The sequence below is a fragment of the Rhizobium sp. SRDI943 genome, assembly GCF_057653695.1.
This window is the reverse complement of record NZ_CM172787.1, coordinates 555875-575325: the sequence shown is the minus strand read 5'-3', so window position 1 is coordinate 575325 and position 19451 is coordinate 555875. Positions and strand designations below refer to the sequence as shown.

The 19451-nt window shown below is 63.2% G+C and carries 17 protein-coding genes; 5 read left to right on the top strand and 12 right to left on the bottom strand.

What is annotated here, in order from left to right:
- Positions 1-115: 115 nt before the first annotated feature.
- The 5 genes from AC245Y_RS02825 to AC245Y_RS02805 all read right to left on the bottom strand — a co-directional run bounded on the left by AC245Y_RS02825 (position 116) and on the right by AC245Y_RS02805 (position 4987).
- Positions 116-838, bottom strand: coding sequence for an HAD family hydrolase (locus AC245Y_RS02825; protein ID WP_017993079.1), 723 nt, complete (start codon positions 836-838; stop codon positions 116-118).
- Positions 839-847: 9 nt separating this feature from the next.
- Positions 848-2167 (bottom strand): lipid IV(A) 3-deoxy-D-manno-octulosonic acid transferase, encoded by a 1320-nt coding sequence (waaA, locus tag AC245Y_RS02820; RefSeq protein WP_017993078.1) that lies wholly within the window; start codon positions 2165-2167, stop codon positions 848-850.
- Between the two features lie 173 nt (positions 2168-2340).
- On the bottom strand, positions 2341-2586 hold the full coding sequence (locus tag AC245Y_RS02815; RefSeq protein ID WP_017993077.1) for a DUF4170 domain-containing protein: 246 nt from the start codon (positions 2584-2586) through the stop codon (positions 2341-2343).
- 61 nt (positions 2587-2647) lie between these two features.
- Positions 2648-3457, bottom strand: a complete 810-nt coding sequence (locus tag AC245Y_RS02810) for a 3'(2'),5'-bisphosphate nucleotidase CysQ (RefSeq protein ID WP_017993076.1) — start codon at positions 3455-3457, stop codon at positions 2648-2650.
- A 183-nt stretch (positions 3458-3640) separates the two neighbouring features.
- Positions 3641-4987: a TldD/PmbA family protein gene (locus AC245Y_RS02805; RefSeq protein ID WP_017993075.1), complete on the bottom strand. Its 1347-nt coding sequence runs from the start codon at positions 4985-4987 to the stop codon at positions 3641-3643.
- 119 nt (positions 4988-5106) lie between these two features.
- Between AC245Y_RS02805 and AC245Y_RS02800 the strand changes: the two genes are divergently transcribed.
- From AC245Y_RS02800 to AC245Y_RS02785, 4 genes are all read left to right on the top strand, one after another.
- Positions 5107-6921, top strand: a complete 1815-nt coding sequence (locus tag AC245Y_RS02800; RefSeq protein WP_017993073.1) for a monovalent cation:proton antiporter-2 (CPA2) family protein — start codon at positions 5107-5109, stop codon at positions 6919-6921.
- A gap of 91 nt (positions 6922-7012) precedes the next feature.
- On the top strand, positions 7013-7420 hold the full coding sequence (locus AC245Y_RS02795; protein ID WP_026157261.1) for a hypothetical protein: 408 nt from the start codon (positions 7013-7015) through the stop codon (positions 7418-7420).
- Positions 7421-7509: 89 nt separating this feature from the next.
- Positions 7510-8883 carry a PepSY-associated TM helix domain-containing protein gene (locus AC245Y_RS02790; protein ID WP_017993071.1) on the top strand — a complete coding sequence of 458 codons (1374 nt, stop codon included), beginning with the start codon at positions 7510-7512 and terminating at the stop codon, positions 8881-8883.
- A gap of 12 nt (positions 8884-8895) precedes the next feature.
- A complete protein-coding gene (locus tag AC245Y_RS02785) occupies positions 8896-9348 on the top strand; it encodes a copper uptake system-associated protein (RefSeq protein ID WP_017993070.1) in 453 nt (150 codons plus the stop codon).
- Between the two features lie 13 nt (positions 9349-9361).
- On the opposite strand, the gene AC245Y_RS02780 is transcribed toward AC245Y_RS02785, so the two are convergent.
- From AC245Y_RS02780 to AC245Y_RS02770, 3 genes are read right to left on the bottom strand one after another with little or no spacing between them, the layout of a single operon-like run.
- Positions 9362-10243 (bottom strand): patatin-like phospholipase family protein, encoded by an 882-nt coding sequence (locus AC245Y_RS02780; protein ID WP_017993069.1) that lies wholly within the window; start codon positions 10241-10243, stop codon positions 9362-9364.
- 12 nt (positions 10244-10255) lie between these two features.
- Positions 10256-10816, bottom strand: a complete 561-nt coding sequence (gene rsmD, locus AC245Y_RS02775) for a 16S rRNA (guanine(966)-N(2))-methyltransferase RsmD (RefSeq protein WP_011650636.1) — start codon at positions 10814-10816, stop codon at positions 10256-10258.
- Positions 10797-12893, bottom strand: a complete 2097-nt coding sequence (locus tag AC245Y_RS02770) for a pseudouridine synthase (protein ID WP_017993068.1) — start codon at positions 12891-12893, stop codon at positions 10797-10799. The genes rsmD and AC245Y_RS02770 overlap by 20 nt, the downstream gene beginning before the upstream one ends.
- Before the next feature lie 90 nt (positions 12894-12983).
- Here AC245Y_RS02770 and AC245Y_RS02765 point away from each other — a divergent pair, with 90 nt between their 5' ends.
- Positions 12984-13421, top strand: coding sequence for a nucleoside deaminase (locus tag AC245Y_RS02765; RefSeq protein ID WP_032996237.1), 438 nt, complete (start codon positions 12984-12986; stop codon positions 13419-13421).
- 53 nt (positions 13422-13474) lie between these two features.
- Here the strand turns inward: AC245Y_RS02765 and AC245Y_RS02760 are convergent, their stop codons facing one another.
- The 4 genes from AC245Y_RS02760 to AC245Y_RS02745 all read right to left on the bottom strand — a co-directional run bounded on the left by AC245Y_RS02760 (position 13475) and on the right by AC245Y_RS02745 (position 19280).
- Positions 13475-14104, bottom strand: a complete 630-nt coding sequence (locus AC245Y_RS02760; RefSeq protein ID WP_012756210.1) for a hypothetical protein — start codon at positions 14102-14104, stop codon at positions 13475-13477.
- Positions 14105-14237: 133 nt separating this feature from the next.
- Entirely contained in the window at positions 14238-17129 is a 2892-nt protein-coding gene (gene ileS, locus AC245Y_RS02755) for an isoleucine--tRNA ligase (protein ID WP_017993066.1), read from the bottom strand.
- A 287-nt stretch (positions 17130-17416) separates the two neighbouring features.
- A complete protein-coding gene (locus tag AC245Y_RS02750; RefSeq protein WP_026157260.1) occupies positions 17417-18400 on the bottom strand; it encodes a bifunctional riboflavin kinase/FAD synthetase in 984 nt (327 codons plus the stop codon).
- Positions 18401-18431: 31 nt separating this feature from the next.
- Positions 18432-19280 (bottom strand): TIGR01459 family HAD-type hydrolase, encoded by an 849-nt coding sequence (locus AC245Y_RS02745; protein ID WP_012756207.1) that lies wholly within the window; start codon positions 19278-19280, stop codon positions 18432-18434.
- Between the last annotated feature and the right edge of the window lie 171 nt (positions 19281-19451).

Genomic DNA, 19451 nt, shown 5'->3' with positions numbered 1-19451 from the left:
CCCGGCAAAACCGCTGTGCACTTTTGCTGGAATTGCTTTAGCCACAGCCAGTCCCCTGCTTTTCGACCGGTCGGATTGAGAAGCCAAAACCTGAAAAAATGCAAGCCCTTACCGGTCAGGCCGGCTGCAGGTCGGGCAGCAGCATCTCGATGGCGGTGATATCGTCGAGCACGTGATCGGCCGCGGCGGCAAGCGTCTCCCGCGAACCGGTGCCGGTCAGCACCGCGATCCTCAGACCGGTGCCGGCATTCAGGCCCATGTGCAGATCGTGGTTGTTGTCGCCGACCATGGCGACCTCTTCAGGCAAAAGACCGGTCGCAGCGCAGAAGCCGAGCACCATGCCCGGCTCCGGCTTGACGCCGAAACCGCTGTCGTAGCCGGCGATGTAATCGATATAGCGGGCAAAACCGAAACGTTCCGCCGTCTGGCGGATCGACCGCTCATTGTCGCTGGAGGCGACACCGAGCTTGAAGCCGCGCCGATGCAGCCGCTCGAAGAAGCCGGCGAGGTCGGTCACCGGCACGGAAAATTCGGCGGCACTGGAAAACAGGTCGTCGAGGCGGACCGTCAGTTCGTCGACATCCACCATCGAACCCGCGGCAACAAGGCCTGAGGCGATCTGACGGGTATTGCCGGCGGCAAGCAGGCTGTCGGGAACGATATGGCCGGTCACCGGATCCATGCCGCAGGCCGACAGCAGCCGGTTGGCGAGAAGCTCATCCCCTTTGGCGGCGATGCGGGCAAGCTCGCGGTTGACCGGCAGCCAGCTCTCGTCATAGTCGAGCAGCGTGCCGTCCTTGTCGAAGAGAATGCCTTTGATAGGGGACGCTGCCGACATCTTCGCTCCTCAGACCTGGGCCACGGCCTTGGGCAGCAGCCGCGCCTTCACCGTCAGCGGATTGATATAGGGTTCCAGCCCCTTTACCGTTGCCGTCAGCGCGCCGCGCATCTCGTGCACGGCGGTGATGCCGGCCTCGATCATGTTGCGGCGGGCGTCGTCGTTGATCAGCAGATAATGCACGCCCTTGGCCAGCATTTCAGTATCGCGCACCATGCGGGCGCTGCCGCTGCGGGCAAGCTTCTGATAGGCATCGCGGAAATTCTGCACATGGCCGCCGGAGAGAATGGCGCAGCCGAGCATGGCTGGCTCCAGCGGGTTCTGGCCGCCTTCGGCAAAGAGCGAACGGCCGACGAAGGCGATTTCCGTCAGGCGGAGATAGAGGCCCATTTCGCCGATCGTATCACCGAGGAAGATATCGACATCGGCAGACAAGACATCGTCGCGGGTGCGGCGGGCGACCTTCAGCCCCTGCTTGACCAAGGCTGCCTCGATCTCGTCGCTGCGCTCGGGATGGCGCGGCACGATGATGGTCAATTGATGGTCGCGCTCCCTGAGCGCCCGGTGAACGATGGCGGCGGCATTCTCCTCGCCGTCGAAGGTCGAGATCGCCGCCCAGGTCTTGCGCTCGCCGATCTGCTTCTTGTAGCGAGCGAAGACCGCGCTGTCATACGGCGGCGCGTCGGTATCGACCTTCAGATTGCCCGAGGTGATGACAGGGACGGCGCCCAGATCGCGGAAACGTTCGGCATCGACATCCGACTGGGCGATGACGAGGGCAAGATTCTCGAACAAGGCTTCGGCGATCGCCGGGCGGCGGCGCCAGCGGGCAAAGGAGCGGTCCGACATGCGGGCATTGATCAGGATCTGCGGAATGCGGCGGCGTCCGAGTTCCAGCACCGTTGCCGGCCAGATCTCGGATTCGGCGATGATGGCGCAATCGGGCTGCCAATAATCGAGGAAGCGGCTGACGGAGGGCTTCAGGTCGAGCGGCACATATTGATGGATCGCTTCCTGGCCGAGGCGCTCGGCGGCGAGCTTGGCCGAGGTGATGGTGCCGGTCGTCAGGATGACATGGATGTCGCGGCGGCGGATTTCGCGGATCAGCGGGATGACGGCGTTGGTTTCACCGACGCTTGCGGCGTGAAACCAGATGAGCGGGCCCTGCGGCCGGTTGGCGCTCGGATAGCCGAAGCGCTCCAGGCGGCGGGCCCGGTCTTCCTTGCCCTTGGCCGTGCGGTAGGTGATATAGAGGCCGACGACTGGAGAGGCCACGGTTCCCGCCAGACGGTATGCGTTCAGACCGAACCGCGCCATCCGGGAACTCATCGCGCCAGCCTCCGATCAAAACCGATCGACATCAAACCCATTCCCTAATTATCGTTGCGGCCGCAATGGCCGATTAATTTGTTCAGAATGCGTCAAACAATCCGGATCGACGGGCGCGCCCGATGCACCAAAGGCCCGCTCGAGGAGCGGCCGGCCGGCGGAACTTGCCAAGCTCAGCCCTTGGGCTTTTCCTGCGGATCGAGCAAACGATGCATGTGGACGATGAAGTAGCGCATATGCGCATTGTCGACCGTCTGCTGCGCCTTCGCCTTCCAGGCCGTCAGCGCCGCGGCATAATCCGGGAAAATGCCGACGATATCGAGACCCTGCAGGTCACGGAACTGGACGTCATCGAGGCTTTCCAGTTCGCCGCCAAAAACGAGATGCAGAAGCTGCTTCTTGTCACCGGAGTCAGTCATTTTTTCTTCTCTTTCTGCCTATTCTCCTCCGCCACCCATCTGCGGGATTTTGACGGAAACGTCAACTGTCTCGTCGCCCCGCAAAGGCCGCGAGGAACTCACCGAGGCGGGGCGTTGGGGCCGCGCAGAGGACCTTGTGGGTGACTTCGGCGCGGTTGTAGACAATCGGCCGGCCTTCGATATCGACGAGGCCGCCGCCGGCACAGACAAGGATCAGGTCGGCGGCGGCAAGGTCCCAATCATGTGAATTGCCCTTGACGAAGGTGCCTTCGAGACGCCCGTCCGCCACCATGGCGATGCGATAGGCCAGCGAGGGAATGTATTTCTCGCGCGTCACCCGATCGCGGAATTCCGTCGGAAAGGTCTTCAGCAGGTCTTCGCCGATTGCAAGGCGGCTCATCTCTTCCGGTCCGGCCGCCGAGACAGTGAAGGGGACGCCGTTCTTCAGCGCCACGCCGCCCTCGACCGCCTCATAGAGCTCCTCGAGCGCCGGGGCATAGAGCACGCCAGCGACCGGCCGGCCGCGATGAACCACCGCGACGCTGACGCACCAGACCTTCTGCCCGCCGAGGAAGGCGCGCGTGCCGTCGATCGGATCGATGATGAACAGCGTTTCGCGTGAAAGGCGGTCGGCATCGTCGTCGGTTTCTTCCGACAGCCAGCCATAATCCGGCCGGGCCTTGCGCAGGATGGTCTCGAGCGTCTTGTTGGCGGCGAAATCGGCGGCGCTGACGGGCGAACGGTCCTCGTTCTTCCACCAGACCTCAGGCGACTGGTTGAAGAAGCCGAAAGCGACGGCGCCCGCCTCTTTCGCAGCATCGGCGATCAGCGTGAGATCGCTCTGCCAGCGGGCTTTCTCCATGTCGCTCATCAGATCAATCCATTTCTCAATTCAAATAGTGAGAGCATGATTTCGCCCGAAAACCGCTCACACTTTTCGGCATCATGCTCTAAAGCGCGTCGCGATCTTTCAGATTCGCTTGCCACGCTTTAGGTCTTTGCTTTTCCGCATGTCTTTATCGCAAAACCGCTGCACACGTTTGCGAGACATGCTCTAGCGCCCCGCGAGCGTCATGCCTTCGATGGCAAACGTGGGAGCCGCGACGCCGAATTTGCGATCGATGTCGTTTGCCAGCGTCAGGCGCATGAACATCTCCTTGAGGTTCGAGGCGATCGTCACCTCGGAGACCGGGAAGGTGAGCTCCCCGTTCTCGATCCAGAAGCCGGTGGCGCCGCGGCTGTATTCGCCGGTGATCATGTTGACGCCGTGGCCGATCAATTCGGTCACATAAAAACCGTTGCCAACGCTGCGGATCAGATCCTCCGGCCAGATATCGCCGGGTTCCAGCGCAAGATTGGTGGAAGAAGGCGAGACGGCGGTGCCGCCGCGCACGCCGCGGCCGTTGGTTTCGAGGCCGAGCTCGCGCGCGGTCGAGGTCGAGAGGAACCAGTGCTTCAAAACACCATCCTCGATCATCACCAGCCGCTCGCCGGACACTCCCTCGCCGTCGAAGGGCCGCGAGGAAGGCCCGCGCACGATCAGCGGATCGTCGGTGATCGACAGGCCTGACTTCAGGATCTGCTGACCCATCTTGTCGCGCAGGAAGCTGGACTTGCGGGCGACGGCAGCACCATTGATCGCACCAGCGATATGGCCGACGAAGCCGCGGGCGACACGCGGATCGAAGATGACGGTGATGTCCTTGCCGGTCGGCACCTGGCGCGGATTGATCCGTTTGATCACCCGTTCGCCGGCGCGACGGCCGATTTCAGCGGGATCGTCGAGCTCGGCATAATAGAGACGGCTGTCATAATCATAGTCGCGCTCCATGCCGGTGCCTTCACCTGCGATGACGCTGACGGAATGACCGAAACGCGAGGCCATGTAACTGCCTTCGAAACCGTGCGAGGTGGCAAGAACGAGGCCGCCCATGCCGGCCGACGCGCCGGCGCCGGAGGAATTGGTAACCCCCTTGACCGCAAGGGCTGCTGCTTCAGCGGCAAGACCCGCCTCGCGCAGCATCTCGGAGGAGACCTCGGTGGTATCGAGCAATTGCAGGTCGGGATAGGATCTCGAAAGACTCGCCTCATCCGCCAGGCAGGCGAAGGGGTCTTCCGGAGAAACCTTGGCCATGGCGACGGCGCGTTCGGCCAGCGCCTGAAGATCGAAGCCCGGATTGGCCGAGACGCTGGCGACACGCTTGCCGATGAAGACACGCAGCGAGAAATCGTCGCTTTCGGAGGATTCCGTGCCCTCGACCTTGCCGAGGCGGACGCTCACCGATTGCGAGCGCGACCGGACGACGACGGCGTCGGCGGCATCGGCCCCTGCCTTCCTTGCCAGATCGATCAATTGACTTGCGCGGGAAAGAAGTGTCGAGGAATCAATTTCAGAGGACATGATTTGGCCTTTCCTTCGGCTTCCATTTATTGTGCACTCTCCCAAGCATCAAGGCCGCCGTCACCGATTCTTTATCGGGGCTGCGTGCTTGCTCCCCGCCGTCGAGAGAAATTGCCAGCATGTCAGCGTCCAATGCCTTTTTTTCCGAAACGATCCTGCTGCTTGGCGGGGCGGTGGTCGCCGCGCCGATCTTCAAGAAACTCGGGCTCGGCACGGTGCTCGGCTATCTCGCCGCCGGCATCGTCATCGGCCCGGTCTTCCACGGCATCACCGATGGCGAACAGATCCTCGCCGTCGCCGAACTCGGCGTCGTCTTCCTGCTCTTCATCATCGGACTGGAGCTGAAACCCACCCGCCTCTGGCAGATGCGGCGCGACATCTTCGGCCTCGGCACCGCGCAGGTGGTGCTGACAGGGCTGGCGCTGACCGCGCTTGCCTGGTTTTCTGAGGTTCTCGACTGGCGCGGCAGCATCGTTGCCGGATTTGGCCTGGCGCTGTCGTCGACCGCCTTCGCCATGCAGATCCTCGAGGGCGACGGCGACGTCAATACGCGATACGGGCAGCGCTCCTTTTCGATGCTGCTGTTCCAGGACCTGGCGATCGTGCCGCTGCTGGCGCTGATCACTATCCTCGACGGCGGCGACAAGGGCAGCAGCGCGCCGCTGTTGGATTTTGCCGTTGCCGTCGGCGCGGTTGCGGCGATGATTGTCATGGGGCGCTACCTGCTGACGCCGCTTTTCCAGATCATCGCCCGGACCGGTGCGCGCGAAGCAATGATCGCGGCTGCCCTCTTCGTTGTCATGGGATCGGCGAGCCTGATGCAGCTGGCCGGGCTTTCGATGGCGATGGGCGCCTTCCTGTCCGGCGTGATGCTTGCCGAATCCTCCTACCGGCACGAGCTGGAGGCGGATATCGAGCCGTTCCGCGGCGTGCTGCTCGCTATCTTCTTCATCGCCGTCGGCCTGTCGCTGGAGCTCGACGTTCTCGCCGAAAATGCGCTCTTCGTCATCGTCGCCGTGCCGATCGTCATGGCCGTCAAGGCGATCGTCATCTACGGGATCTGCCGGATCTCCGGCTCTCCGCACAACGATGCGATCCGCATCGCCTTCCTGCTGCCGCAGGGCGGCGAATTCGGCTTCGTGCTGTTCACCACGGCGGGGGCGGCCGGGCTGATGTCGACGAGCACGGCCTCGCTGCTGGTCGCAATCGTCACGCTGTCCATGGCGCTGACGCCGATCGGGTCGGCGCTTTCGAAGCGGCTGCTCAACCGCGACGAGCAGGAGGAGCTGGACGAGGATTTCGAGGGAGCCGGCGCTGACGTGCTGATGGTCGGCTTTTCGCGTTTCGGCCAGATCGCCGCCCAGATCCTGCTTGCCGGCGGGCGCAGCGTCACCGTCATCGATTTTTCCGCCGACCGCATCCGCCAGGCCTCCTCCTTCGGCTTCCGCATCTATTTCGGCGACGGCGCCCGCAAGGATGTGCTGCGCTCGGCCGGCATCGACCGGGCGAAGATCGTGCTGGTCTGCACGCAGAAGAAGGAAATCACCGACAAGGTGGTGGAACTGGTGCAGGCCGACTATCCGCACACCCGCCTCTATGTGCGCTCCTACGACCGCATCCATTCGATCGAACTGCGCAACAAGGGCGTCGACTACGAACTACGCGAAACGCTGGAATCGGGCCTGCTCTTTGGACGGCGAACGCTGGAGGCGCTCGGTGTTTCCGAGGTCAACGCCTACGAAATCGGCGAGGATATCCGCAAGCGCGACGAGGCACGCCTGGTGCTGCAGGTGTCCGAAGGGTTGCAGGCCGGGCGCGACATGCTGTTTTCCCATCCCGTCCGCCCCGAACCGCTGGTCAAGCCGAAGCGCGCCGCCGATCCTTTCGAGGACGATCCGCTGGCCGGAACCGTGGATGCAACGGCGGACGCCTGATCACCCCTGAGCGGCTCGCGAAATTGACGCATTGAATATGAGGGGAGTGGCGTTTATCAAACGTCCGATCGGAGCGATTCAAGAGGGAATCTTGATCAGACGGACGACACAGATCGAACAATGGGCGCTGCGCATCCTGTGCGCGGTCGCACTGGTGTTCGTCGGCTTCGCCCATCAGGTTCCCGTCGCAGCGGCCGGCGAATTTGATCCGGCTGAACTCGCCCAATTTGTGCTTCCGGACGGGACGCTGCCGACGCTTTGCGTCACCACGACGGACACATCCGGTCAGGACCAACACGACAAGGCGCATTCGCACGGTTGCGAAGCCTGCCGGATCAGCGTCTCCATCCTCCTGCCGGCGCCGACGGACATCGCCGGTTCCGCCATACACTTTGCGGCTACGGTTGAACTGCCGATTCGGACCGAGGCCTTCCATCGCCAGCTTTTCCCGCCCAATACCGGTCCTCGGGCTCCGCCTTCCGATCCGATCCCTGCCTGAACTTCGCGTTGCGGCAGGCGCCGTGATGCGCCTTTCAACGCCGGCCGACCTGCATGCGTGCCGTCGGTCATGGATACGGATCCATTCTCATGTCGACCATTACTGCTGCCGAACCGGCGGCGAATGCCGCAAACGGCGTTTCGCTCTACCGTGCCATCTGGCGCTGGCATTTCTTTGCCGGGCTTCTCGTCATACCCTTCCTGCTCAATCTGGCCGTTACCGGATCGCTCTATCTCTTCAAGGACGAGATCAACAGCACCTTCTTCGGCTACCGTTATAGTGTCCGGCCGGCTGGCGAAGCGCTGTCGGCGGAGCGGATCGCAGAGATCGCCGCCTCCGCCGTGCCGGGCTCAACGGCGACATCCTACAAAGACCCGGTCCTGCCCGAGCGATCAGCCATCGTCACCCTCTCCGGCGATGCCGGCTCGATGCTGGTCTTCGTCAACCCCTATGACGGCAAGGTGCTCGATGTGGTCGGGTCGACCGACGAGTTCAATTATGTGGTCAAGCGTATCCACAGCCTCGCCTATTTCGGCACCATAACGAACCGGCTGATCGAAATTGCCGGCGGCTTTGCCATGGTGCTCGTCGTCACCGGCATTTATCTCTGGTGGCCGCGACGCCAGACGGGCGGCGTTGTCAGCGTGCGGGGAACGCCCGGCCGCCGCGTTTTCTGGCGCGACCTGCATGCGGTGACCGGTGCCTTCGCCGGTGTCCTGATCTTCTTCCTTGCGATGTCAGGCATGCCATGGTCGGGTTATTGGGGGGCGAACGCCAATGCCTGGCTGACCGAACATGGCCTCGGCTATCCGGTCCAGCTCTGGGACGACGTGCCGAAGTCGCGAAAAGTCACCGAGGATATCCTTCCGAACAGCGGCTGGATCGTCGAGAAGGCGCCCGTTCCGCTTTCCGATATCGCCGCAGCGCAATCAGCCAGGCCAATCGGCCTCGACAAAGCCGTGGAGACCGCCAAACGGCTGGGCATGGCGCCGGGCTTCGACCTAGCGATCCCCTCCGACGAGACGGGCGTCTATACCGCTTCGCTCTTTCCCGACGATCTTACTGACGAACGCACGCTCCATATTGACCAGTATTCCGGCAAACCGCTGATCGATATCGGCTTCGATCAATATCCGTTCCTCGGCAAAGCAATCGAGTGGGGCATCAATGTCCACCAAGGACAGGAATGGGGGCGTTTCAACCAGTTGCTGATGCTCGCAACATGCCTCGCAATTGTGCTCAGCTGCGTGACCGCCGTCCTCATGTGGTGGAAACGGCGCCCGGCTGGCCGCCTCGGCGTGCCACCCATGCCGCCAAAGCCTTCGATCTATTATGGCCTCTGGGTGATTGTGGGGATCTTCGCAGTCAGCTTCCCGATGAGCGGGCTCGCGATTGTCGCCATGATCGCCTTCGACCAGATCGTCGTGCGGTTCGTACCGTTGCTGAAACGTGTTCTCGCTTGAGGGAGTCATCAGATGAAGAAGATCATCGCTATTGTTGCCAGCGTGCTGCTTGCTTCCATGGCATCTGCGGATGACGATCCGCAACAGGCGATCCCGGCAAGGCTGAAGGTGATGTTCGAACGGCCAGACAAGCCACTCGATATCGCGCCGGTCGTCGTTCAGGCCGATTGGGCGATCGTCGGCTGGCGGCAGGACGGACGCGGCGGACGGGCCCTGATGAAGAAGACGCATCATGGCTGGAGCATCTATCTCTGCAGCGGCGACAGCCTGAAGGATATCGGGACGCTGGAGACGATCGGGCTCTCCGCAGATGACGCCGCCGGGCTGGCTGCGAAACTGAAGGATGCCGAGGCCGGCCTCGATTCTTCCGCGCTTGCGCTGTTCTCAAGCTTCAAGGGCACGGTGATGATGAATGAGACTTCAAACGGCGCCGGTCACGCCGGCCATGAGGCCCATGCCCAATGAAGCGAAGGAACCCTTAGCGCTTCAGCCGAGCCTCGATTTCCCGGTCAAGGGCGAATTTCAGGTCGTCCTTGACGCCGACGGACATGGCGAGGACTTCGCGGGCCTTGAGGAAATCCATGACACCGGTGCGCCCGACCGTCGGGCGCAGGAAGATATGCGGCGGGCGAAGCTTCAGCTTCAAGGAGATCGCCGTCTGCATCATCAACTGGCCGGAACCGAAGATGCTCTCCATGCGGTTCGGAATATGGGTGCCGTCGCCTTCCGGCGCGCCGACGACATCGATGCCGACGACGATGTCGGCAAGATCCATCAGGCATTCATAGGGCACCGGATTGCTGATGCCGCCGTCGATCATCACGCGGTCGTGCAGGCGCACCGGCATGAAGACGGCGGGGATGGCGGAAGAGGCCGCAAGTGCGGGAAACAGCTCGCCCTGTTCGATGATGACTTCGCACTGCCCGTAATAATCCGTGGTGATCACCTTCATCGGGACCAGCAGATCCTCGAAGCGGGCCGGCAGCTCGGAGGGCAGGAAAGCCTTGAGGATCCGCTCCAGATTGAACTGGCCGATGCGGATACCCTTGGCCACCGCATCGCGCACCGTCGCCGGCCTCAGGCCCCAGATGCGGGCGACGACGGCCGTCTTGTTGCCGACGGTCGTCAGCGCATGTTCGCGGATTTCGGCGCCTGACATGCCGGCCGCCATGCCGGCCGCCATGATCGCGCCGATCGACGAGCCTGATACCGCCACCGAGCGGATGCCGAGTTCATCGAGCGTCTCGATGACATGGATATGGGCAAGTCCGCGCGCACCGCCGCCGCCAAAAGCGACGGCGACCGTCGGCACATCGCTGATAGCAGGCAATTTCGGGCTGATGATCTCTGCCTGCTGCACGCCCGCCCCCGCTTATTGCGGCTGATATCGGAAGAAATGCACCCTCGTATCGCCAAAGATGCGGCTTTCGAGGAAGACATAGGAAGGATGGACGGAAACGACAATATCGGCCCGTTCTTCGAGCACCGCGATTGCGCCTGGCCGCAGCCAGCCGCCCTCGGCCGCCGCAGCCATCGCCTTCTCACCGAGACCCTTGCCATAGGGTGGGTCGGCAAAGAGCACGTCGAAGGGGTCGAGATTGCCGACGCTGCCGAGATCGGTCGCATCCCGGCGCAGGATGCGCGTTCGACCATGCAGGCCGAGCGCATCGATATTCTCCCAGAGCAGCGCCCTGCCCTCGACACTGTTTTCGACGAAGAGCGCATGGCGACAGCCGCGTGAGACGGCTTCGAGGCCGACGGCGCCGGTGCCGGCAAAAAGGTCGAGAATCCGGGTGCCATCGACGCATTCCGGATAGGCATGGCTCAATATATTGAACAGGCTCTCGCGCGTCCGGTCGGCGGTCGGCCGGATCTCGTTGGATTTTGGCACGGCGAGAGGCCGTCCGCGAAACTCACCGCCGACGATCCGCACCGCGCGTCATTCCTTTTCCTTTAGCACCACCTCTGGACGGCCCGCCCGCAGGCCTGTCGCCGCCCGGTCTGTCCCCGCCCGGCTTGGTGCCTTTCGGCTTGCCGGAAAAACTCTTGGCCCCACCAGGTTTCGCCCCGCTGGGCTTGGCCGCAAAGCCCTTGCCGCGCGGCCTGTCTCCAGAAGGCCTGTCACCCGAAGGCTTGTCACCGCGCGGACGCTCGGAGCGGCCCTCGCCGGCAAAGCTTCTGGCTGCCCGCGGACGCTCATCACCGTCCTCGCGCGGCCTGCGATCGCCACGCGGCTTATCACCGAAGGGCCGGTCTCCACGTGAAGGACGATCACCGAAGGGGCGGTCGCTGCGCGGACGCTCAGAACGGCCCTCACCGGGGGAGGTTCTGGCGGCGCGAGGACGCTCGTCGCCATCCGCACGCGGCTTGCGATCACCGCGCGGCTTGTCGCCGAAGGGGCGGTCTCCACGCGAAGGACGGTCGCCGAAGGGGCGGTCGCCGCGCGGACGCTCAGAACGGCCCTCACCGGCAGGGCTTCTCGCGGCACGAGGACGCTCGTCGCCATCCGCACGCGGCTTGCGATCGCCGCGCGGCTTGTCGCCGAAGGGCCGATCACCACGCGGGGGACGATCACCGAACGGCCGGTCGCCGCGCGCCGGGCGGTCGCCAGAACCGCGGTCTTCGCGGGCGGGGCGATCACCAAAGCCGCGCTTGCGGCCGAAGCCTTCGCCCTCATCCTTGCCGCGGGGCTGCTCGCTCGAGCGGATCCATTCGCCATCCTCTTCGCGCACGCGGTTCACCTGCGTGCGCGGGCGATCCTCGATGCGATCATTCTTTGCCGGCGCCTGCTCGCCGCGCCGGCGCGCAGTCTGCGCATTCTTGGCGGCTTTCGCCGCTGCCTTTTCGCCGAGCGGCCGGGCGCCCGGCGCCATCCAGACATTGGCGCTGCGGCGCTGGCCGAGCGGCTGGGGACGCTTCGGCTTCTCGTCGTCCCTGCGGCCGCCGTCGCGGCGATCGTCCTCTTTGCGCGCCCCACCGTGGCGGTCGTCGCGCTTCGTATCGAGACGGCTCAGCGCCCGTTCGCGCTTGTCCTCGTCGCGACGCGGACGCTCGCGCTTTTCCGGTGCTGCCGGCTCTGCCTCTTCCTCGGCAGCGACCGCCGTCGTATTGTAGATCGGCGCGTCGAAATTCGCCTTGGCTTCCTCGATGAGGCGCGGGCCGAGCTGGTCGCGCAGTGTGCGGCCGCGCACTTCGACGACATGGCCTTCCGGCAGGTCGCCAAGCTGGAACGGGCCATAGGAAATGCGGATCAGGCGATTGACGTCGAGGCCGAGCGCACCGAGAACGTTCTTGATTTCGCGGTTCTTGCCTTCGCGAAGACCCATGGTGATCCAGACGTTCGAGCCCTGCGTGCGGTCGAGCGTCGCCTCGATCGAGCCGTAGAGCACGCCGTCGACGGCGATGCCGTCCTTCAGCTTGTCGAGCGCGTCCTGATCGATCTCGCCATGGGCGCGGACACGGTAACGCCGCAGCCAGCCGGTCGCCGGCAGCTCGAGCGCGCGGGCGAGACCGCCGTCATTGGTCAAGAGCAGCAGGCCCTCGGTGTTGATATCGAGGCGGCCGATCGACATGACGCGCGGCAATTCTTCCGGCAGGTTGTCGAAGACGGTCGAGCGGCCTTCCGGATCGGCATTGGTGGTCACCAGGCCGGTGGGCTTATGATAGAGCCACAGTCTGGTGCGCTCGATGCCGCGGATCGGCACGCCGTCGACTTCGATGCGATCGGCGAGCGTGACGTTGACGACGGGGGTGTCGAGCACCCTGCCGTTCAGCGTCACACGGCCTTCCATGATCATGCGTTCGATGTCACGGCGGGAGGCGACGCCGGCACGCGCCATCACCTTGGAAATGCGTTCGGCCTTGGCGTCACTATCGGTTTCGGCGGCGATTGCGCGTGCGACCGCAGGCTTTGCCGGCTTGTCGCCGTCCGCCTTCGGGCCGGCTTTCGACCTGATATCCCGTGAAAGGGGCGTTGCGCCCGGGCGTTTTGGCTTGTCTTTGGGTGTCATTTGTTGTTTGCCTGCCTTTTGGGCCTGTCTATCAGGTCACGCATCTGCGGTTAAGTGGAAATTCTTGCGATCGTGAAGACAAATCGTTTCATGGAGATGGCGCTCGAAGAAGCGCGTGCCGCCGGAGAACGCGGAGAGGTGCCGATCGGCGCCGTCGTCGTTATCGACGATATTGCCGTTTCACGCTCTGGAAACCGCACGCGCGAGCTCAAAGACGTCACCGCACACGCCGAAATCGCCGCGATCCGGCTCGCTTGCGAAGCGCTCGGACAGGAACGTCTTGCCGGTGCCGATCTCTACGTGACGCTGGAGCCTTGCACCATGTGCGCGGCAGCCATCTCGTTTGCGCGCATCCGCAGGCTCTACTACGGCGCCGAGGATCCGAAGGGCGGCGGCGTCGACAATGGCGTGCGATTCTATGCGCAGCCGACCTGCCACCACGCCCCGGAGGTCTATTCCGGCTTCAACGAGGTCCAATCGGCCGATCTGCTGCGAAGGTTCTTTTCGCAAAGGAGAGAGGCGCCGTAATCCCAGCGCCTCTGCGCGGCGCCGTCATCCTTGCCGGCGCGCCGAAAAAGCCGCTATTGCAGGAGGTTCCACCACTGCTTGCCGGTGTTGGCGACCGCTGCATCCTTCTTGCGCTTCTTCTGCTTCTTGAGTTCGGGCTCGCCGACATCATCGAGCTTTGCCGGATCGTCGACGGTGCGGTAGCCGGGCGGCGGATCTGATATATAGCGGCGCTGATCGACATAGGAGCCCTTCTGCAGGGCGCGGGCTTCACGGTAGGCCTTGGTCTGAGCTTCCGTCGTGCGCCGGCCGCCTTCGATCGCAGAGCTTGCGAGCGGCGAGCGGTAATTCGGATTGTCCTCGTTCGCGTCGGCTTCCGAAACGAGACGAGCACGCGTCTCCTCCGGCGATTCAAGCCACTGCGGATTGTCCTTGTTGGCGACCGTCTGCTGCGGCGCAACGAGGGTCTCTTTCTGCGCCTGAGCCGGCAGCACCAGCGTTGGACGCGGCGTGTACTTGACGCCTTTGTTCTTCGGGTCTGGACCGGTCAAAGACACCGACTGGCCAAGATCGTCGGTCAGCTGCTCCATGGCGGTCTTGTCGGTGCCGTAGGTCGGGCTGCTGGCGCAACCGGACACCAGGGAGCATCCCGCCACTACAACAGACAGGCAGGCGCCCATACGGAACCAATGCGTTGCTAACATGAAAACCCTTCCAGCCCTGCCGGTGCAATCATCGCCCAACCGGACAACCGTCCCCCTGACGCAAAAATCCGGCCATTTTCAGGCAGCTTTTACCGGATGAACCGCGAAAACGCAATTCATCCGGCAATATTCTTCACGTAAGTGCGGCAAGCTCACGAAGGGCAGCAGCGTCGCGGGCCGAAACATCGGGATATTCGGGATCGGAACCGACATCCCTGGTGATGCGCCAGGAGCGGGCGCATTTCTCACCCTCTGCAAGCTTCGGCACGACGCTGACCTGAGGCACCTCCGCCAGGCGGAAGGCATCCCCTGGTCCTTCGCCGACCTTGATCTCGATTGCCGAGGTGATGCAGACCTCGGTGAAGTCCTGGCCTTCCAACGCCTTCAGCAGTTCCGGATCGGCGATATGAACGACGGGAGCCGCTTCCAGCGAGGAGCCGATGCGCTTGTCCTTGCGCTCGATCTCCAGAGCGCCTGTCACAACCGAGCGGACCGTGCGGATCTTCTTCCACTTCTCGGCCAGGGCATCGTTGCTCCATTCCTTTGCGACCGGGGCAAACTGCTCCAGATGCACCGAAACGGCGGACGGGTTGCGCGACAGCCAGGCCTCCTCGGTGGTGAAGGGCAGCATCGGGGCAAGCCACGTCACCATGCAATCGAAGATCTGGCGGATGACGTGCAGGCTGGCGCGCCGGCGCAGGCTCGACGGCGCGTCGCAATAGAGCGCATCCTTGCGGACATCGAAATAGAAGGCCGAAAGCTCGACATTGGCGAAATCGATCAGCGCGCGGGCGATCTTCTTGAAGTCGAAGGCATCGTAGTTCTCGCGCACCAGCTCGTCGAGCTCGGCCAGCCGGTGCAGCATCAGTTGCTCCAGCTCCGGCAGGTCGGCAAGCGCGATCACCTCGCCCTTGTCGTGGGCGAGCGTGCCGAGCATCCAGCGGATGGTGTTGCGCAGCTTGCGATAGGCATCGACATTGGTCTGGATGATCGTCTTGCCGACGCGCAGGTCGTCGGCATAATCCGAGGTCATCACCCAAAGGCGCAGGATATCGGCACCCGCGTCCTTCATCACTTCCTGAGGTGCTGTGACGTTGCCCTTCGACTTCGACATCTTCTCGCCCTTCTCGTCCATGGTGAAGCCATGGGTGAGGACGGCGTTATAAGGCGCGCGGCCGCGGGTGGCCGCCGATTCCAGCAGCGACGAATGGAACCAGCCGCGATGCTGGTCGGAACCTTCGAGATAAAGGTCGGCCGGCCACTTCAGGTCCGGGCGGTCTTCGAGCGTGAAGGTGTGCGTCGAGCCAGAGTCGAACCAGACGTCGAGGATATCCATGACCTGGGTCCAGCGGGAATGGTCGTGGTCATTGCCGAGGAAGCGCTCCTTGGCGCCTTCGGCAAACCAGGCGTCGGCGCCCTCATGTTCGAAGGCTTCGAGGATGCGGACGTTGACGGCTTCGTCGACCAGGACATCGCCATCATCGTCTGCAAAGACGGCGATCGGCACGCCCCAGGCGCGCTGGCGCGAGAGCACCCAGTCCGGACGGCCTTCGATCATGGCGCGCAGGCGGTTCTGGCCGGCGGCGGGCACGAAGCGCGTATCGTCGATCGCACCCAGCGCGCGCGAACGCAGCGTCGTGCCGTCGGCAAGGGTCTTGTCCATATAGACGAACCATTGCGGCGTGTTGCGGAAGATGACCGGCTTCTTCGAGCGCCAGGAATGCGGATACTGGTGCTTCAGCCGGCCGCGGGCAAAGAGCGCGCCGCGGGCGATCAGTTCCCTGATGACACGGTCGTTGGCATCGCCCTTCTTGCCGTTGTCGTCGATGACGCGGGCGCCCTCGAAGCCGGGGGCGTCTGATGTGTAGAAGCCGCCGTCGTCGACCGGAAACGGGATCTTGGTGTCGATGCCGCGGGCCTCAAGCGCGCGGACAGCCGACATCCAGGCATCGAAGTCTTCGCGACCGTGGCTGGGTGCGGTGTGCACGAAGCCGGTGCCGGCGTCATCGGTGACGTGATCGCCATCGAGCAGCGGCACGCGGAATTCATAGCCACCGCCGAGACCCTTGAAGGGATGGGCACAGGTCATCGCTGCGAAGTCGGCTGCAGAGACATCGCTCAAGCGCTTATACTGCAGCTTGGCCTTGGCGAAGGATTCCTCGGCCAGCTTGTCGGCAAAGATCAGCTTTTCGCCGGGACGCGGACCAAAATCGTTCTCGGCGGCCGTCACTTCATAGAGGCCGTAGGAGATGCGCGGCGAAAAGGAGACCGCGCGGTTGCCGGGGATCGTCCAGGGCGTGGTCGTCCAGATGACCACGAACGCATCCTTGAGCGCGACCGGACCTTCGACGACTGGGAATTTCACCCAGATCGTGTCGCTCTCATAGTCCTGGTATTCGACCTCGGCCTCTGCCAGCGCCGTGCGCTCGACGACCGACCACATGATCGGCTTGGAGCCGCGATAAAGCTGACCGCTTGCGGCGATCTTCAAGAGTTCGCCGGCGATGCGCGATTCCGCGTGAAAATTCATCGTCGTATAGGGATTGTCGAAGTCACCCTCGATGCCGAGGCGCTTGAACTCTTCCGCCTGGACTTTGATCCAGCCGGCGGCGAATTCACGGCATTCCCTGCGGAATTCGTTGACCGGGACCTCGTCCTTGTTCTTGCCCTTTTCGCGGTACTTCTCTTCGATCTTCCATTCGATCGGCAGGCCGTGGCAATCCCAGCCGGGCACGTAATTGGCGTCGTAGCCGCGCATCTGGAACGAACGGTTGATGACGTCCTTGAGGATCTTGTTCAGCGCATGGCCGATATGGATGTTGCCGTTGGCATAGGGAGGGCCATCGTGAAGGACGAATTTCTCGCGGCCGGCGGCGGAAGCGCGCAGTTTCTTGTAGAGACCCATCTCCTGCCAGCGCTTGACGAGTTCCGGTTCCTTCTGCGGCAGGCCGGCGCGCATGGGAAAATCGGTCTCGGGCAAATAGAGGGTCTTCGAATAGTCGATCTTTTCGGCTGTATCGGTCATGTCTGACAATCGTTTTCTGGCGGCCCAGGAAGGGGCGCAACGGGCGTGAAATAGCTGGTGACGGAAGCGCTCTTACCAAGCGCCAAAAACCCGGACCTTCCGGCCGCTTAGCGCGCGCGGAAGGCCGGGCCGATAATTCGCATCATCATTGCCAGCCGATATTTCGTCATCGCGCCGGTTCATAGGCGTTTTTGCCGGGAAAAGGAAGAGAAGAATTCGCGGTTGGCAATCCGCTTCAACCGCTGGAATCGCCGGTGGCCGCAGCGACAGCCGCACTCAAGGCGACCTCAGGAAAAGCACAGTTTCCGATCAAGCGCGCCGAGTGGCTTGACACCCGCAAGCAGCGCCCTCGCCTCTTCCTCATCGCGCTTGATCTGGGCGACGAGCGGATCGAGGCCGTCGAATTTCAGCTCGGGGCGGAGATAACCAAAGAAGGAGACGGAGCAGAGCTGGCCGTAGAGATCGCCGCTGAAATCGAAAAGATAGGTTTCGAGCAGCGGCGCGCCGTTTTCCGTGACCGTCGGGCGGCGGCCATAGCTTGCAACGGCATCGTGGAGCGTGCCGTCCTGGCGGCGGAAGCGGACGGCGTAGATGCCGGCGGCAAGATCGACCTCCGGCGGCAGGCGCATGTTGGCCGTCGGAAAACCGAGTTGGCGGCCGAGCTTTTCGCCATCGATCACCTCAGCTTCCACCGTATAGCGGTAACCGAGCATGCCGGCGACTTCACTGACATTGCCCTCCTTCAGGAGCGCGCGGATATGGCTCGAAGAGACGACATCGGCGTTTTCGTCACGGAAGGCATCGATCAGGGTGACGCCGAAGCCGTAGGTATGGCCGGCATTCATCAGGAAGGCCGGACCGCCCTCGCGGCCACGGCCGAAATGGAAATCGAAGCCGGTGACCACTTCGGAAGCGCCGAGCCAATCCTTCAGGATCGAATGGATGAAATCATCGGCCGAGCGCTGCGAGAATTCGTAGTCGAAGGGATATTCGATGACGGCGCTGAAGCCCAGCGTTTCCAGGATACGGGCTTTCAGCGGCGCCGGCGTCAGGCGGAAGACCGGTGTCTGCGGCCGGAAGACCGTGCGCGGATGCGGCTCGAATGTCAGCACCAAAGCGGGGATACCGCGCGTCTTGGAGATCTCGAGCGCCCGGCTCAGCACCGATTGATGGCCGCGGTGCACGCCATCGAAATTGCCGATGGCAATGACGCCGCCCTTCAGATGGGCGGGTAGGGGTTCCCGGGTTTCATTGCGGTGGAAGACGGTCATCGGCTGGCTTCTCTTCATGCAAGGCGTGTCTTCATGCAAGGCGGGGCATCCACCACTTCGGCGCGGCGTTTTCCCGTTCGAGATAGGCGTTGAGGATCGCCTCGTCGGTCTCGCCGTTGAGAGTATATTCCTTAGCGTGGATACCGCCGCTGATGTAGAGGAGGTCGAGGCCGTAATTCAAGGCGCCGCGCACGTCGGTCGGCATGCCGTCGCCGATCGCCAGCACGCGATCGACCGGGAAATCGCCGCGAAGCTCGCGGGCAGCCGCAAGCGTCGCCTCGTAGATCGGCCGGTGCGGCTTGCCGGCGATGCGGGTTTTGCCGCCCAGCTGCTCGTAATAGGCGGCCATGGCGCCGGCGCAAGGGATGATGCGATGGCCGCGCTCGACGATGAGGTCGGGATTGGCGCAGATCATCGGCACGTCGCGGGCTTTGAAATCGAGAAGCATGTCGGTGTAATCCTCCGGCTTCTCGGTCTCGTCGTCGAAAAAGCCGGTGCAGACCAGCGATTGCGCTTCGCCCGCCGGCCGGCGCTCGACGCCAATGCCTTCGAGCAGCGCCTTGTCGCGCTCGGGGCCGAGCAGAAAGACGGTCTTCGGCCCTTCGGCGATCAGCCCGCGCGTGACGTCGCCAGAGGTGACGATCCTGTCATAGGCACTGTCGGGAACGCCGATCTGGCGCAACTGATCGACCACCTGCCAGGAAAGGCGCGGCGAATTGGTGATGAGGACAACGGCGAGGCCGTTTTCGCGTGCCGCTTCAAGGGCTGCAGCCGCCTTCGGGAACGGATCGACGCCGTTGTGAACGACGCCCCAGACATCGCAGAGCACCACATCATAGCGACCTGATATCTCCGAGAAGTTTTCTATCCGCTTAGCCATTCCGATTTCCCGATTTGCTTCAGTCACCGGTGACATTGCAAAGGCGCAAGACGATGGCAAGGCATTTTCTTCGCCGCCGGGCCAATGCGTAGAGCTCGAACGGCGATCCGGAGGAGCGGAAGGGCAAAGGGTTTTGACGATTATCGCGAAGCGGCAGATCGCCGAGCGCGG